The sequence below is a fragment of the Jejuia spongiicola genome, from assembly GCF_023502325.1.
Lineage (GTDB): Bacteria > Bacteroidota > Bacteroidia > Flavobacteriales > Flavobacteriaceae > Wocania_A > Wocania_A spongiicola.
Window position 1 is genome coordinate 91,745 of record NZ_JAMFLZ010000008.1, and the last position, 16,892, is coordinate 108,636.

Genomic DNA, 16,892 nt, shown 5'->3' on the forward strand with positions numbered 1-16,892 from the left:
AAAAAAAACAAGAGAAGACTAAACTTTATATACTGTTTCAACCTAAAACATGAATTGTTCAGTCACTAATATAGCACAAATCCTTTAATCTTTAGTGATTAAAATCATTTTGTATGGTTTTTGTATGGTTTTTGTATGGTTTTTTCATGATATAAAAAGAGGTTCAAAAAACTAATATTTAATCATATTGAGTCAATTATTATTAAACTTACATTCAAAAACTCTTGCTTTTTGAATATTGATTTTTCTTTATAAAAAAACCTTCGCAATAAAAATTGCGAAGGTTTTTTCAGTGTTCTTCTTTATACTATTTAAGAATATATATCCTAAGTTATTCTCTATAATACTTTTTTTAATTATAAGTAGAAGTTGAGACTTCAAAGGTTGAGTCTTTAGCAGCTAGATAGCGTTCAGCATCAAGTGCTGCCATACAACCTGTTCCTGCAGCCGTTACTGCTTGTCGATAAACATGATCCGCAGCATCTCCAGACACAAAAACACCTTCAATATTAGTCTTTGACGTTCCTGGGATTTCATTAATTATATACCCCGTTTCATCCAAATTCAAATAGTCCTTAAAAATATCTGTATTAGGTTTATGTCCAATGGCTACAAAAAAGCCTGTAGCTGGGATATCATGCTTCTCATTCGTTTTATTATTAAAAACTCGTACACCTGTTACTACTTGTCCATCTCCTAAAACCTCATCAGTTTCGGTGTTGAATAATATCTCAATGTTTTCCGTGTTTTTTACTCTTGCTTCCATAATTTTTGAGGCTCTAAATTCATCTCGCCTTACCAACATGGTAACTTTTGTGCATAATTTAGATAAATAGTGAGCTTCTTCGCATGCAGAGTCTCCAGCACCTACAATAACAACTTCTTGATTTCTATAGAAAAACCCATCACAAACTGCACATGCACTTACTCCACCTCCAAGTTTTAAATATTTTTGCTCAGATTCTAATCCTAAATATTTTGCTGAAGCCCCTGTTGAAATAATAACAGTATCACAATGAATTTCTTTTTCTCCATTTACCCATACTTTATGTACATCTCCAGAAAAGTCTACTTTTGTTACCCAGCCATTTCGAACCTCGGTTTCAAAGCGTTCAGCTTGTTTTTGTAATTGCATCATCATCTCTGGCCCAGTTACACCATCTGGATAGCCTGGAAAATTTTCAACTTCATTTGTAGTTGTTAGCTGTCCTCCTGGTTGAGTACCTTGATACAAAACAGGTGACATATTAGCTCGAGCTGCGTAAATTGCAGCGGTATATCCTGCTGGCCCTGAGCCAATAATTAAGCATTTTACTTTTTCTATTACTTCTGACATATTTTCAATATTTATACTAGCAAAAGTAGCTTTTTTGGCTTAATGCTTACACAGAAGTTATCAACAGTTTTTATTAAAAGATAAGATTAATTTATAAAAAAGATTCTATTAATAAATCAGTAATATATTTTCTAAACTAAAAGACCCTATAGTTTTTTAATTTTAATGTTTCGATACCATACTTTATCGCGATGATCCTGTAACCCAATGTGACCTGTATGATATTTTCCAAACCCTTTCCAATCTTTGAATTTAGATTTAGCAACCATCTTATCCCATTCTTCACCATGAACAGGAAATTCGACTATTACTTTTCCATTTAACGATGCACTTCCTGTATTTGAGTTATGATCTATCTTGATTACACATAGATTCCATTCGCCAGCTGGCTTACATACATCGTAAGCTGGTTGCACCATATCATATAAGGCTCCCGCTTGATGAAACTTTGGATTTGCTTTTGCATCTGGGTGTTTGTCATTATCTAAAACTTGAATTTCTGGTCCCGTTTGATAAGCTTCAGGATAGGCTTCATCTTCAAAAATTCCCCAAAAAATACCACTATTTCCTCCTTCGGAAACCTTCCATTCTAGAGATAAAATAAAATTAGTAAACTTCTCTTTAGTAATAATGTTTTTCCCGTCTTGTTCTCCAGGTGTAAATGCCATAGCCCCATCTTTTATAGACCATTCAGAATACAAACTATCAGATAAATATCCTCTCCAATTATCTAAAGAAGAACCGTCAAAAAGAGTAATCCATTCATCTGTTGTTTTTTCATCAAGAACTTTAACCTCATCCTTGTTTATAGGTGTATTGCTTTTTTCTTGTTTACAAGAAACTATTATTAACAATACAAGTAATATGTTAATTATTGATTTCATATATATTATTTTTAAATATTTCTTTTCTGTAAAAAATTGTTTAACTAATCAAATTCCCATTATCGTCCCATTTTGCAACATCAGTTCTATTTGAGTTGTTAACACATTTAGCCAACCATTCTTCTTCATATTTAAATCCGTGCTTTCTTAAAATATGCTCAGGCACCCCATCCCATACGTTTGGTGTATTCCCTTTATACCCCAATTCTTCTATTCCTTTTTTTGAAGTATAATAACCCGTAAGCGTTAAATTACGCATTCGAGTAAAAAAGGCTTCGCCTGATTTCAATTCTGGTTTGGTTTGTTCAGGATATGCTATTTGATTACAAATATCAAATTGTTCATCATTTGTACAAACAATGAATTCCTTATTATATTTTTTATTGCTGTAACTATCTAACCACATAATGCCTCCTCTTAAAGGAATTTGATGCACTTCTATATCTCTAGCTATAAAATCTACAAATTCTTTTACGTCAACATCTGAAGCAGAATTATATTTATCGCTTTTAGGAAGGATTATATCGCATAAAACGGCTATAGTTGAAAGTTCGTGCTCATTAAAAAAATTAGTTTCTAGTATTTCTTGATCTCTTAATTTCTCTTTTTCAGTTCGTCCATATGGAGGTAATTCAGGTATTTTAGGCAAATCGACTGATGGATCAGATGGAGCACAGCTATTTATTGCTATTCCAGTAGCAACCGAACCTAATAATATGGATTTTATACTATCACGCCTTTTCATCTCTCAATTATCTATATATTTTGTTTTTTTAATTCACTCACAATATAATCACAAGTTCGCCATGACAACGCTAGAATTGTCCATGTTGGGTTTTTGTCTGCTTGTGATACAAAAGGACCTGCGTCAACAATAAATACATTATCCGCATCATGCAATTGCTGAAACTTATTGGTCACTGATTTTTTGGGATCATCACCCATTCTTGTTGTCCCTACTTCATGAATAATTCTGCCAGGGGTTTCCAACCCATACTCCTGATCTTCAGTTGGCCTATCTCCTAACACATGCCCCCCCATACCATCAGTAATTTCTTCGAATGTATCATGCATATGCTTTGCTTGTAATTTTTCATGCTTACTCCACTTGTAATTAAACTTTAACACTGGAATACCCCATTCATCAACCACATTAGAATCTATTTCACAATAATTACTCTCCATGGCAATACTCTCTCCTCGGCCTGCTAGCCAAATTAAAGATCCATAAAGTTTTTTAATGTCTTTTCTTAACTCATCGCCATAACCTCCAACTTTACCTCCAATAAATTCATTCAACATATTAGTATTAAAGCCAAAACCATAGGCAGGCATACCCAAACCTCCTCCTACTTCAATATGATAACCTCTAGGGAAATTCAACTTTTTATGATTACCCCACCAAGGCGAATAGACATGCATTCCTCCAACACCATCTTCATTATATATCTCTCTATTCATTAATTGAGGAATAAAAGCTACTCTACTAGCGCCTGTTGAATCATGCAAATATTTACCTAATAATCCACTACTATTTCCCAAGCCATCTCTATGTACTTTGCTTTTAGAATTAAGTAAAATTCTAGCAGAACTACATGCTGAAGCTGCTAAAACAACAACTTTGGCATTTAATTTATATTCTTTTCTGTCTATTTTATTAATTAAAATAACTCCTGTGGCTTTACCAGAATCATTTGTAACTACTTCTCTAACCATTGAATCTGTATAAAGCTTTATTTGCCCTCCAGATTTTTGAGCTGGAAATATTAAACATGAACCTGAAGAAAAGTCAGCGTAAGCACTACATGATCTATTGCATTGTCCACAATAAAAACATACTCCCCTATTTTCATTAATTGGCTTAGTTAATATTGACATACGCGATGGGTACACAGGTACATTAGCTTTTCGAGCCCCTTTAATGTAATACATTTCGTGCAGCCTTGGTTTAGGTGCAGGTAAAAAGTATCCATCAGGGTCATTTGGCAAATTTTCATTACTTCCAAAAACACCTATAAGCTTATCTACTTTATCATAATATGGCTTAACGTCATCATAAGAAATTGGCCAATCATCACCTAGGCCATCTATACTTTTCCTTTTAAAGTCTAAAGGCCCAAATCTTAAAGAAATTCTTCCCCAATGGTTAGTTCTACCACCAAGCATTCTAGATCTAAACCAGTCAAATTTTGTTCCTTGTTTTTTGGTATAGGGTTCCCCTTCAATTTCCCAGCCACCATAAGCAGCATCAAAATCACCAAAAGGTCTAGTAGATCCAGCTCCTCGTCTTGGAGATTCATAAGGCCACCTTAGTTGTGTGCGTGTATTAGGATCAGCTGGATCAAAAAATGGTCCAGCTTCTATAACTGCTATATTTAAACCAGCCTCTGAAAGTATTTTAGTAGCCATTCCTCCTCCGGCTCCAGAGCCAACAATAATAACATCAAAAGTTTCTGGTGATTCTTTTATTTGCATCACTCTTTGATTGAATAATAATTAATTAAAGACCTAATATTTTTTTCAATTGTTCCTTATCTGTTTCGTTTCCTGCAAAATCATCAAAACTCCTTTCGGCTGCTTCAATAATATGCTTCTGTATAAAAGGAGCTCCTTCTCTTGCTCCTTGGTCAGAAGATTTTATACAACACTCCCATTCCATAACTGCCCAAACATTACAGTCGTATTTTGTTAGTTTTGAAAATATACTTTTAAAATCTACCTGCCCGTCTCCCAATGATCTAAAACGTCCTGCTCTATCTTTCCAATCAGCATATCCTCCATAAACACCTTGCTTACCTGTAGGGTTAAATTCGGCATCTTTTACATGAAATGCTTTAATATGTTCATGGTAAAAATCAATAAAAGCCAAATAATCTAATTGTTGTAATACAAAATGTGATGGATCATACAGAATATTAACTCGTTTATGATTTCCTGTTGCTTCTAAGAAGCGTTCAAAAGAAATTCCATCGTGTAAATCTTCACCAGGGTGAATCTCATAGCATACATCTACACCAATTTCATCAAAATGATTTAAAATAGGAATCCAGCGGTTAGCCAATTCCTTAAAACCCATTTCTACCAATCCATTAGGGCGTTGTGGCCATGGATACATGGTGTGCCACATTAAAGCTCCTGAAAATGTGGCATGAGAATTTAATCCTAACTTACTACTTGCCGTTCCAGACTTTTTTACAAAATCTATAGCCCATTCTGTTCTAGCCTTTGGGTTTTTTCTAACTGATTCTGGTGCAAAACCGTCAAACATCACATCATAAGCTGGATTTACTGCCACTAATTGACCTTGTAAATGAGTTGACAACTCCGTTATTTCTAAACCATACGATTCTACTTTGCCTTTTAACTCATCGCAATAAGTTTGACTTTCTGCCGCCTTATCAATATCAATTAAGCTAGATTCCCATGTAGGTATTTGTATTCCTTTATACCCTAAATTTGAAGCCCATTTACACATCCCTTCCAGAGAATTAAATGGAGCTTCACTTCCAGCAAATTGTGCTAAAAAAACAGCAGGTCCTTTTATTGTTTTCATCTATTATTTTATTTTTAATTGGGCTAGATCAACTTGCTAATTATCATAACAAACTTCATGTTTTTATTTTTCTATATATCTAGCCAAACATTACCTGATTTATGAGATTCAACACATTTTTCTATAAATTTCATACCTCGAACACCATCATTCATTGTTGGATACTCCCCACTATCATAGGCTTGCTTTCTAATTGCTTTTGCTACACCATAATAAATATTACCCATTGAATCAAATATACCTTCAGGGTGCCCTGGTGGTAATTTAGTTCCATCTAGTGAGACTTCACCATTATAAGCATGACCTGGCTTTAATACTTGTAAAGGTTTATCATCTGTTAAATAATACAGATAATTCGGATTTTCTTGCTTCCAGTTAAAACCTCCTTTTGTTCCGTAAATTTTTACTTCTAGTCCATTTTCTTCACCTGTAGCAATTTGGCTTGAACGTATAACTCCTTTTACATATTCTGAAAAACGTACAAGTATAGTTCCATCTACATCTAATTGATTGTCTTCGTATCTTGTATTAAGGTCTGCTAAAACAGATTTAACTTCTAATCCTGTTAAATATTCTGCCATATTAAAAGCATGCGTTCCAATATCTCCAACACAGCTACTTATTCCTGCTTTTTTAGGGTCTAAACGCCAAATTGTTTTTCGTAGTTCTTTATCTAATAGTATAGGGTTTATCCATCCTTGATAATACTGAACATCAACTTTATGTACTTCTCCTATTATACCAGATTGAATCATTTCGCGCATTTGACGAATCATAGGGTAGCCTGTATATGTGTATGTTACAGCAAAAATCGTATTAGATTTCTCAAGCGCGTTTTCTAAAATTTTAGCTTCAGCTAGTGTGGTAGTTAATGGTTTTTCACATATAACGTGGAATCCGTTCTCAATCAATTTTTTTGCCATAGGGAAATGCAAAAAATTTGGAGTAAGAACAGAAACCACTTCTATTCTTTCGGACTCTGGAAGTTTTAATTCTTCTTCAATAAACGTATCAAAATCAATATAAATACGGTTTTCTGACAATCCCAATTTTTGCGCAAAACTTAAATTATCTTCCCAATTGGGGTTAAACACACCTCCTATAATTTCATATTTATCGTACATTGACGAGGCTACTCTGTGTAATACACCTATAAGCGAATCTCCGCCACCGCCAAGTATTCCTAATTTAATTTTTTCTGACATTTTTCTTCTTTTATATTAGAGAACTATGCTGCTTTTCTTTTTTTCATGTAGATATTTAAGCCTAAAAATGCTACAATTAATATTGCTGGTAAAATAGACATTGTCCTTAAGGCTTCAGTAGCATTTGCATCGTCCATAAGTTTTCCCATAATTGGTAGCACTATTGAAACCGAAAACATACCAGCTCCGCCCATAATAGAAAGTCCTAAAGCGCCAGTTTCGGGTAAATATTCAGCAACAAAACCTAACATTGTTGGCCAGAAAAAAGTAACACCTACAGCAAAAACTGCAGCAGCAACAAACGTCATTCCTCCACTAGTAATAGTTAACAACCAAAGGCCAATAAAAGTAAATATAGCAGAATACAATAGCATACCCGAAGGGCTTAGTTTATGAACTACTTGACCAGCAGACAACCTACCTAAAGCCATTATTCCATTTATAAAAGCCAAGACTAATAACGGTGCAGCAACCGAAGTTTTTAATAACGACTCAATACGTTGAGTAGTACCTAATTCTGAAGCAGCGGTAAGAAACATACAAAGCATCATAAATAAGAACAATGGATTTAATATACTTTTAAACATTTTCTTATTACTAATACCTAGTTGCACACGTTCTGTTACAGGGAATTTTTGCCCAAAAAACATTATACCGTAAATTATTAACGGAATAAATAACGTAGCTACCATTACTTGCCACGGCAATCCCATAACATCCATTACCAACCACGCTATTAAAGACCCTATCACAATACCTCCTGGAAACCATACATGAAATCTATTAAGCATTTTAGTTTTACTATCTGGATACATTGATGCCACCAATGGGTTTAATGCTGCTTCTACCATTCCATTACCAATACCTACAAATAATGTAGCTATAAAAAGTGAGGTCATAGAATCTGCCATGATTGTCCATACAATTCCAATAGCATGTGTAAAAAAAGCAATCCAAGTAATTTTTTTAATTCCTAGAAAATCAACTAATGGTCCGCCAATTATCATCGCGATTGTAAATCCAAAAAAAGCAGGTGCAAAAGCGTACCCAAGTTGTTCTAAAGTTAATCCAATACCTTCTGGACCAAAAACAGTTTCTAACTTTGCTCTTATAGCAAAGGTCATAGATGTAGTAATTAAAGCAAGACAGCTTGCTAAAAAAAGCTTGTTTTTATTAATGTTTTCCATTATTATTTGGTTTAGTTAGTTTATTTTGAAAGTTGTTTTCCAACTTGTAATAGCAAATTTTTAGTAGCAACAATACCATCTTTTTCACTCAACCTACTTCCTTCGTATTCTATTCCTATATAACCCGAGTACCCTGCATCTTTTACAGTTTGTAGTATTCTTGTGTAATCAATTACTGTTTCATTCCCGTTTTCGTCAAAATCATACGACTTTGCACTTACAGCTTTGGCATAAGGCATTAATTCTTTAACTCCTTTATACTTATCATATTCCTCTTCACAGCCGCCATCTTTATATTTAATGCAAAAATTTCCAAAATCTGGTAACGTCCCGCAATTAGGCATATTTACTTTTGCCATAACACTTGCTAACCATTGACCATCTGAAGTATAGCCTCCATGATTTTCTACCAAGATATTAATGCCTTGAGTTTGCGCATATTCGGATAATTTTGTTAAACCAACAACTGCCTGATTCATAACTTCATCATAAGTCCCTTTTCCATGAGCATTAACTCTAATAGAATGACACCCTAATGCTTTTGCTGCATCTACCCATTTTTTATGGTTCTCTAATGCGGTATTTAAATGATTTTCATCATTACTTGCCAAATTACCTTCACCATCAATCATTATTAATAAATTTTTTACTCCATGCTTTTCACTTTCTGCTTTCAATTTTTTAACTACTTCATCTATACCTAATTCTTCAACTTCCTTTTTATACAAACCACTAACATATTCAACAGCCTCAAAACCTAAATTGTGAGCTTCTTTAGCAAAATCAAAAGGGCTTACATCTCCACTTCTAAATTTTTTATGCAAAGACCATTGTGCCAAAGAAATTTTAAAAAACATAGGTTGTTCGACTTTTTTAGTTACGGCTGTAGCAGATTTTTCTTTAGTTTCTTTACAAGCAAAGGAAACAAGTACCAACAATACAATAATTATTTTGGTGTTATTATAAATTGACTGTTTTATATTCATGATTAGTTATTATTTGGTTAAACAAATGAAATCTAGTTAACAACGTGAATATAAATATTAGAACTTAAAACAATGTGTATTTTTATTCAGTGAAAGAATTTAAACAATTTTTAATCTTTATATTTTACTAAGAAAACTGATAATTATCAATAGTATTTTTTAACCTATACTCATTTGGCGAACATTTTTCATGCTTCTTAAATACTGTTGCAAAATATTGACTTGTTGCAAAACCACACATGTATGCTACTTCTGCTATAGTTAAATCTCTATTTTCGAGAAGCATTTTTTTGGACATTTCTAAGCGTTTCATAACCAAATAACGCATTGGCGTTAAGTTAGTTAATCTTTTAAAATGATGTGTAAACCTTGTTAATCCTACACCTGCAGACTGAGACATTAACTCTATAGTCCAATTTTCAGTTAAATTATTTTCAAGCTCTTTAAGAAAGAATTTTACACTTCTTGAACTATCTGTAAGAGACTCATTCAATACAATATCATCAGTATTTAACAAATCAAGTATCAAAATTAACAAGTAGTTAATAAGGAGTCTTATTCTTGATGCATTACTTCCTTCCTTATCTGTATCTACAGCTTTATTGATTTGAAGAAAACAATCTCTTATTTTTTTATCTGTCTTTAAAATAGATTTTTCATTTTGTCTTAAAATTGTGGTAAGCCTAGACAGGTCATCAGGAGTTAAAGTAATCCAATCTGGCCAAACCCAATCTTGGTGGGGTCTACGAACTCCTAAATCTATAATTACCCAATAAAATTTTCCCATACCTATATTGGGATTTCCTACTTTATGCGCTTCCCAAGGCCTAGTAATGGTTAAGTAATTTGGTTCTAAAACCATTTCTTTATTCTCTTGAGAATAAGGCATCGTTCCAGATTCTAAAAAATGAAACTCAATACCCTCATTTCTATGCCAATCTAACCCCCAATCTTGTGGTTCATTAGCATCCCAATAACCTATACTATTAAGCCCTAATGTATTTTTATCCAAGCGATCTCCAGGATATGTATGTCTTGCTAATGCTTTAAATTTTAACTTTTTTCGATTAATAGCATCAACTAATGGTAAACATGTGTCTGCATGATACACTATTCCATTAGCCTCATATGGCTGTATTTTTTGTATGTTTATTTTCACTGAAATAATTTGAACATTGATATAGCGCAAATTAATTAATTTTCCATGTATTTTAGAATTTAATTATCATTTTCTTCGTTTTAGCTGATTTGATTATTAAGTTTACTTTAGATTTACCTTATAATTTATATATCAAATAATTCTTCAAATAGTTTTTTAATGAAAAAGACAGAAGTAGCAGAAAACCTAAAAACTTATGACGCAATCGTTATAGGAACAGGTATTAGTGGTGGTTGGGCAGCCAAAGAACTTTGCGAAAAAGGATTAAAAACCTTGGTTCTAGAGCGTGGTAGAATGGTAACACATATTAAAGATTACCCAACAATGAATAAAGATCCATGGGATTTTGAACTCAGAGGTAGTGTATCGGTTGAAGAAAAAAACAAACAGTTAAAGCAAAGTCGTACTGGATATACTACAGCACAACAAAGTAAGCATTGGTTTGTAGACGATTTAAAACACCCATACAATGAAACCAAACGTTTTGATTGGATGCGTGGTTATCATGTTGGTGGTCGGTCTTTAATGTGGGGCAGACAAAGCTACAGGTTAAGTGATTTAGATTTTGAAGCCAATAAAAAAGATGGTCATGGAGTAGATTGGCCTATACGTTATAAAGATATAGCACCTTGGTATGATAAAGTTGAAAAATATATTGGAGTAAGCGGAGAAAAATTAGGGCTTTCCCAACTTCCAGATGGTGTGTTTGAACCTCCAATGGAATTAAATTGTGTAGAAGAACATTTAAAAGAAAAGCTTTCAGAGAATTATTCTGATAGACTTTTAACGATTGGTAGAACAGCACATATTACAGGTGATAAAAGTCGTGAAGGAAGAAGTAATTGCCAGTTTAGAAATAGATGCATACGTGGTTGTCCTTTTGGTGCTTATTTTAGTAGTAACTCTTCTACATTACCAGCTGCAGAACGAACTGGCAACATGACTTTAAGAGCAAATTCAATAGTGCATGAAATTATTTATGATGATACTTTAAAAAAGGCAACAGGTGTTAAAGTAATAGATGCTGAAACTAAAGAGAGTTTAGTATTTAATGCTGAAATTATTTTTTGCTGTGCGTCAGCTATTGCATCAGCATCTATTTTGATGCAGTCAAAATCTAAAAGATTTCCTAATGGCTTAGGTAATGACTCTGGAGAATTAGGGCATAATATTATGGACCATCATTTAGGTGCTGGAGCGTCTGGAAAATTAGATGGTTTTAAAGATAAGTATTACAAAGGACGAAGACCAAACGGTATTTATATTCCACGATTTAGAAACCTAGGTAATAAGGAAACTGAGAAAAAGGAGTTTATAAGAGGTTATGGTTATCAAGGAGGTGCAGGAAGAGGAGACATTTCTGATCATATTGCTGAATTAGGATATGGTGCTGAATTAAAAGAAAAAATATTAGAACCAGGTGGTTGGAGAATGGGATTAGGTGGTTTTGGAGAGTGCTTACCAAACCATGATAACAAAATGACTCTTGATTATGATAAATTAGATGAATGGGGATTACCTACTGTAACTTTTGATGCCGAATGGAAAGAAAACGAGTTAAAGATGCGTGAAGATATAATTCAACAAGCATCAGAAATGCTTAAAAAAGCAGGTTTTAAAGACATCAAAACATTCGACAATCGTTATGCTCCAGGAATTGGAATTCATGAAATGGGTACAGCTAGAATGGGCAAAGACCCTAAGACTTCTGTTTTAAATAAACATAATCAAATACATGCAGTGCCTAATGTTTATGTTACTGATGGAGCATGCATGACTTCTTCAGGCTGTCAAAACCCATCATTAACTTATATGGCGTTAACGGCAAGAGCTGCAAATCATGCTGCTGAACAATTCAAAAAAAATAACAGCTAATAATTATGAACAGAAGAAATGCATTAAAAGGTTTGGGTTTATCTATTGGTTATACTATTGCAACACCAACAATTATTAGTATGCTGCAAAGTTGTAAAACTGAAGCTGACTTATGGACGCCTATTTTTTTTACTATGGATGAAGGTATTATATTAAAAAATTTGATAGACCTTATTTTACCAAAAACTCAAAATACACCAGGAGCTTTAGATGTTAATGTTCCTGAATTTTTAGATTTATACATATCTAAAACATATGATGAGTTAAAACAGAAAAAATACAAAGAAGGTTTAACTGCAATAATAAAAGCTTTACCAATAACAGAAAAAGGTGTTAGCGATTTAGAAACCGAAAATTACGACGCTTTATTGGCTAAATATTTAAAAATAAGTAAAGAACAACAATTAGTGTATAGAGATTATAATGATGAAAAAGATCCTGAAAATGAGGATGCAATAATTTTTCAAGCATTAGACAATATAAGGAATTCTTCTATTTGGGCATTTCGAACAAGTGAACAAATAGGTGAAAATGTATTAGCCTACGACCCTATTCCTGGATCCCAAAAAGGTTGTATTCCTCTAAACGAAGCTACAGGAGGAAAGGCTTGGTCTCTTTAAAATCTTATAGATCATGAATAAAAAACACATCATTTTAGTTTTGAGTATATTCTTTTTATTCAATTGTAAAAATGAAGGAAAGAAAGAAAACATCGAATTACCAAAAAAAGATAACTGGGTAAAACTATTTAATGGAAAAGATTTAAAAGATTGGACTATTAAAATTAAAAATCAACCTCTAGGTGAGAATTACAAAAACACCTTTATAGTAGAAAACGGTGTGATGAAAGTTAATTATAATGAATACAATGATACTTTTAATGAATCTTACGGTCATATTTACTATAACAAAGAATTTTCGAATTATAAATTCAGGATGCAATACAGGTTTACAGGCAATCAATTAAAAGATGGTGCTGGTTGGGCAACAAGAAATAGTGGTGTTATGGTTCATTGTGAGAATCCAAAAAACATAGGCTTAAACCAAAGTTTTCCAGTATCTATTGAGGTTCAACTTTTGGGCGGATTAGAATCAGGCGAACGACCAACAGGTAATTTATGTACACCTGGTACACATGTTGAAATGAATGATGAATTATTCACACCGCATTGCATCAATTCTAAGTCAAAAACCTATAATGGAGATCAGTGGGTTAATTTAGAAATTGAAGTTAGAAACGATTCTATTATTAAACACTTTATCAATGGAGAAAATGTACTCTCTTATACTAAACCTCAAATAGGCGGCTCCATAGACCACAATCAAGAATATTGGAAAAAGAGAGAAGGAACCCCGTTAAAAAAGGGATATATCTCTTTACAAAGTGAAAGCCACCCAGTAGAATTTAGAAATATAGAAATACTAGAGCTTTAAAATGAAATTAAAATATTCTATAAAATTAGTAGTTGGTTTATTAATAATAATTCAAAACCAACAATTAAATGCTCAGGACTTTAATAACTATTTGCAAGAATTAGACGGAGAGAGTATTACCATAGAAATGATAGCTGTAAAAGGAGGTGGTTTTTTAATGGGAGCCAACTCAAATGATTCTAAACGTAGTGATGATGAGAAACCAAATCATAAAGTAGAAGTTGATGATTTTTGGATGGGTAAATATGAAATTACTTGGGAACAATATGACACCTTTGTATTTGGTGAATTTGGTCCTGAACAGTTTAAAAGTAAAGAGAAATTAAATGATTTAGGGATTGATGCTGTTTCTGGAGCTACGCCTCCATATGTTGACATGAGCTTTAATATGGGAAAAGAAAGTCATCCTGCTGTAAATATGACGCAATATGCAGCTATTATGTATTGCAAATGGTTGACTTCAAAAACAGGAGTGTTTTACCGATTACCTACTGAAGCAGAATGGGAATATGTTTGTAAAAAAGGAAAAACAGATCAAGGTACAGACCTTAAAAAAGTAGCTTGGTTTGATGAAAATACAAATGAAAAATATGAAAAAACAGGGTTAAAAGAGGCAAATGGTTTAGGAATACATGATTTATTAGGTAATGTGTCTGAATGGGTTATGGATCAATATGATGCAGATTATTATCAATCATCTCCACAAAGAAACCCTTGGAATAAACCATCAGAATTATATCCTAGAGTTGTACGTGGAGGGTCATGGAAAGACACAAAAGATAAGTTGTGTTGTTCGGCACGAGGTCAATCGAAACAAAAATGGAAAAGAAGAGATCCTCAAATTCCGAAAAGTAATTGGTGGCATACTAATGCCCCATTTGTTGGTTTTCGTGTAGTACGTCCAAAAATTCAACCATCAAAAGAAGAAATAAAAAAGTATTGGCTATCAGTAATTGAAGATTACGGATTAAATTAAAAAAATTAAAACCATGGAACAAAAAAAGAATAACTTAACAAGACGCAGTTTTGTAAAAGGGTCGTCATTAGCAGCTGGAGGAATTATTCTAACACCTTCATTACTTACCGCTACTCCTATATTTAATAAAGTTAAAAAATTAAAGCTAGCCGTTGTAGGATGTGGTGGAAGAGGTACCGGAGCTGTAAGTCAAGCATTAAAAGCAGACGAAAATGTAGAATTAGTTGCCATGGCTGATGCTTTTGAGGATAGGTTAGAGAAAGCCTATACCAGTTTAACAAAAATGTTCCAAACAGGAAAGCTTAACGTAAAAGCATCCCACAAGTTTGTTGGTTTTGGTTCTTACAAAAAAGCCATTGATGCTGCTGATGTTGTTATTTTAACAACACCTCCTGGGTTTAGGCCTAAACATTTTGAATATGCTATTTCTCAAGGGAAGCATGTATTTATGGAAAAACCTGTAGCAACAGACGTTGCAGGAATTAAAAAAGTTTTAGAAGCCGCTAAAGCTGCTAAAGCTAAAAATTTAAATGTAGTTGTTGGTTTGCAAAGGCATTATCAAGCAAGTTATATCGAAACATACAATCGTATTAAAAAAGGAGATATCGGTCAAATTGTATCAGGTCAAGTATACTGGAATGGTTCAGGTGTTTGGGTAAGACCAAGAAAAGCTAATCAAACCGAAATGGAATATCAAATGAGAAACTGGTACTATTTTAATTGGATTTGTGGAGACCATATTTTAGAACAACACATTCATAATATTGATGTAGCCAACTGGTTTATTGGCGGGTATCCAATAAAGGCTACTGGAACTGGTGGTAGAGAAGTACGTAAAGGAAAAGATCATGGCCATATATTTGACCACCATGTTGTAGAATTTGAATATGAAAACGGTGCAATTATTTCTAGTCAATGCAGGCATCAACCAGGAACAAAACATAGAGTAGACGAATCTTTTCAAGGCACTTTAGGCACATCATATAACCATGGAGGGAGTACTGCCGTGTTAAAAAAATATGATGGAACAAAAATCTATAATCATAACAGTGAAGATGATATTAATCCATATCAACAAGAACATAACCGATTATTTAAATCTATACGAAACGGAGAAGTTATAAACGATGCGGAATTTGGGGCAAAAAGTACTATGACAGCTATTATGGGTAGAATGGCAACCTACTCTGGAAAAGAAATAACTTGGGATAAAGCCATGGCACTTGATCATAAATTAGTTCCAGATGAGGACACGCTTACTTTTGATTCTGTTCCGCCAATAGTTCCAGATGAAAACGGAAATTATCCTGTTCCAGTCCCAGGAAAAACTAATTTTATATAGAAATGAAGAGAAGATTATTCATAAAAAAAACTACTGCTACTGCATCCTTACTAGGAATTGGCATAACAGGTATTAATGCTATGAATATTTTACATCCTAATAAAACAACAAACCTTTCCAATATGTTCAAATTAAATTATGCTCCACATTTAGGTATGTTTAAAAATCATGCAGGAAACGATCCAATTGATCAATTAAACTTTATGGCAGATCAAGGGTTTACTGCGTTTGAAGACAACGGCATGAAGGGTCGGGCTCTTGAAACTCAAGAAAAAATGGCAAAAACCATGTCTGATAGAAATATGACCATGGGTGTATTTGTAGCTCACAAAATTTATTGGAAAGAGCCAAATTTAGCAAGTGGAGATATTGATAAACGAAAGGAATTTTTAAACGAAATTAAAGAATCTGTAGAAGTTGCAAAACGTGTTAATGCCAAATGGATGACTGTTGTTCCTGGTCATGTAGATTTAAGGCAAAACATACATTATCAAACAGCTCATGTTATAGAAACATTAAAGCAGGCATCAGCTATTTTAGAGCCTCATAATTTAACTATGGTATTAGAGCCTTTAAATTTTAGAAATCACCCTGGATTATTTTTAAGTGAATCACCCCAAGCTTATCAAATATGTAAAGCAGTAAATTCTCCATCATGTAAAATTTTATTTGATATATACCATCAACAAATTCAAGAAGGAAATTTAATTCCAAATATTGATAACTGTTGGGATGAAATTGCTTATTTTCAAATCGGCGATAACCCTGGTCGTAATGAACCAACCACTGGAGAAATAAATTACAAAAATGTATTCAAACATATTCATTCAAAAGGATTTAAAGGTGTTTTAGGTATGGAGCATGGTAACTCAATAAGTGGAAAAGAAGGCGAATTATCAGTTATTAACGCATACAAAGAATCAGATAGTTTCTAAAAACCCTTTATTTTAATCAT

The 16,892-nt window shown here is 33.2% G+C and carries 15 protein-coding genes; 6 read left to right on the forward strand and 9 right to left on the reverse strand.

The features are described 5' to 3' along the window. Positions 1–352: 352 nt before the first annotated feature. From trxB to M3P09_RS15500, 9 genes are all read right to left on the reverse strand, one after another. A complete protein-coding gene (gene trxB / locus M3P09_RS15460; protein WP_249973832.1) occupies positions 353–1,336 on the reverse strand; it encodes a thioredoxin-disulfide reductase in 984 nt (327 codons plus the stop codon). 146 nt (positions 1,337–1,482) lie between these two features. Next, complete coding sequence (locus tag M3P09_RS15465; protein ID WP_099563002.1) at positions 1,483–2,220, reverse strand: 3-keto-disaccharide hydrolase; 738 nt, start codon at positions 2,218–2,220, stop codon at positions 1,483–1,485. Positions 2,221–2,260: 40 nt separating this feature from the next. Further along, complete coding sequence (locus M3P09_RS15470) at positions 2,261–2,965, reverse strand: gluconate 2-dehydrogenase subunit 3 family protein (RefSeq protein WP_099563003.1); 705 nt, start codon at positions 2,963–2,965, stop codon at positions 2,261–2,263. A gap of 11 nt (positions 2,966–2,976) precedes the next feature. Next, on the reverse strand, positions 2,977–4,695 hold the full coding sequence (locus M3P09_RS15475; RefSeq protein ID WP_249973833.1) for a GMC oxidoreductase: 1,719 nt from the start codon (positions 4,693–4,695) through the stop codon (positions 2,977–2,979). Between the two features lie 25 nt (positions 4,696–4,720). Then, positions 4,721–5,773, reverse strand: coding sequence for a sugar phosphate isomerase/epimerase family protein (locus M3P09_RS15480; protein WP_249973834.1), 1,053 nt, complete (start codon positions 5,771–5,773; stop codon positions 4,721–4,723). Positions 5,774–5,844: 71 nt separating this feature from the next. After that, positions 5,845–6,978, reverse strand: coding sequence for a Gfo/Idh/MocA family protein (locus M3P09_RS15485; RefSeq protein WP_099563006.1), 1,134 nt, complete (start codon positions 6,976–6,978; stop codon positions 5,845–5,847). A 23-nt stretch (positions 6,979–7,001) separates the two neighbouring features. Next, positions 7,002–8,165 (reverse strand): MFS transporter, encoded by a 1,164-nt coding sequence (locus M3P09_RS15490; RefSeq protein WP_099563007.1) that lies wholly within the window; start codon positions 8,163–8,165, stop codon positions 7,002–7,004. A gap of 20 nt (positions 8,166–8,185) precedes the next feature. Continuing rightward, positions 8,186–9,151 carry a sugar phosphate isomerase/epimerase family protein gene (locus tag M3P09_RS15495; RefSeq protein WP_249973835.1) on the reverse strand — a complete coding sequence of 322 codons (966 nt, stop codon included), beginning with the start codon at positions 9,149–9,151 and terminating at the stop codon, positions 8,186–8,188. Between the two features lie 127 nt (positions 9,152–9,278). Next, positions 9,279–10,310 (reverse strand): AraC family transcriptional regulator, encoded by a 1,032-nt coding sequence (locus M3P09_RS15500; RefSeq protein WP_099563009.1) that lies wholly within the window; start codon positions 10,308–10,310, stop codon positions 9,279–9,281. 159 nt (positions 10,311–10,469) lie between these two features. Here M3P09_RS15500 and M3P09_RS15505 point away from each other — a divergent pair, with 159 nt between their 5' ends. Genes M3P09_RS15505 through M3P09_RS15530 form a run of 6 tightly spaced genes read left to right on the forward strand, consistent with a single transcriptional unit; the run spans position 10,470 to position 16,872 of the window. Further along, complete coding sequence (locus tag M3P09_RS15505) at positions 10,470–12,185, forward strand: GMC oxidoreductase (RefSeq protein WP_099563010.1); 1,716 nt, start codon at positions 10,470–10,472, stop codon at positions 12,183–12,185. Positions 12,186–12,190: 5 nt separating this feature from the next. Next, positions 12,191–12,805, forward strand: a complete 615-nt coding sequence (locus M3P09_RS15510; protein ID WP_249973836.1) for a gluconate 2-dehydrogenase subunit 3 family protein — start codon at positions 12,191–12,193, stop codon at positions 12,803–12,805. A gap of 13 nt (positions 12,806–12,818) precedes the next feature. Continuing rightward, positions 12,819–13,619 (forward strand): 3-keto-disaccharide hydrolase, encoded by an 801-nt coding sequence (locus tag M3P09_RS15515; protein ID WP_099563012.1) that lies wholly within the window; start codon positions 12,819–12,821, stop codon positions 13,617–13,619. Between the two features lies 1 nt (position 13,620). Beyond that, positions 13,621–14,595: a formylglycine-generating enzyme family protein gene (locus M3P09_RS15520; RefSeq protein WP_249973837.1), complete on the forward strand. Its 975-nt coding sequence runs from the start codon at positions 13,621–13,623 to the stop codon at positions 14,593–14,595. Positions 14,596–14,608: 13 nt separating this feature from the next. Further along, entirely contained in the window at positions 14,609–15,937 is a 1,329-nt protein-coding gene (locus tag M3P09_RS15525) for a Gfo/Idh/MocA family protein (protein WP_099563014.1), read from the forward strand. 2 nt (positions 15,938–15,939) lie between these two features. Then, the gene (locus M3P09_RS15530; protein WP_249973838.1) at positions 15,940–16,872 is read left to right on the forward strand and encodes a hydroxypyruvate isomerase family protein; all 933 of its coding nucleotides are present in this window, start codon (positions 15,940–15,942) and stop codon (positions 16,870–16,872) included. Positions 16,873–16,892 lie beyond the last annotated feature (20 nt).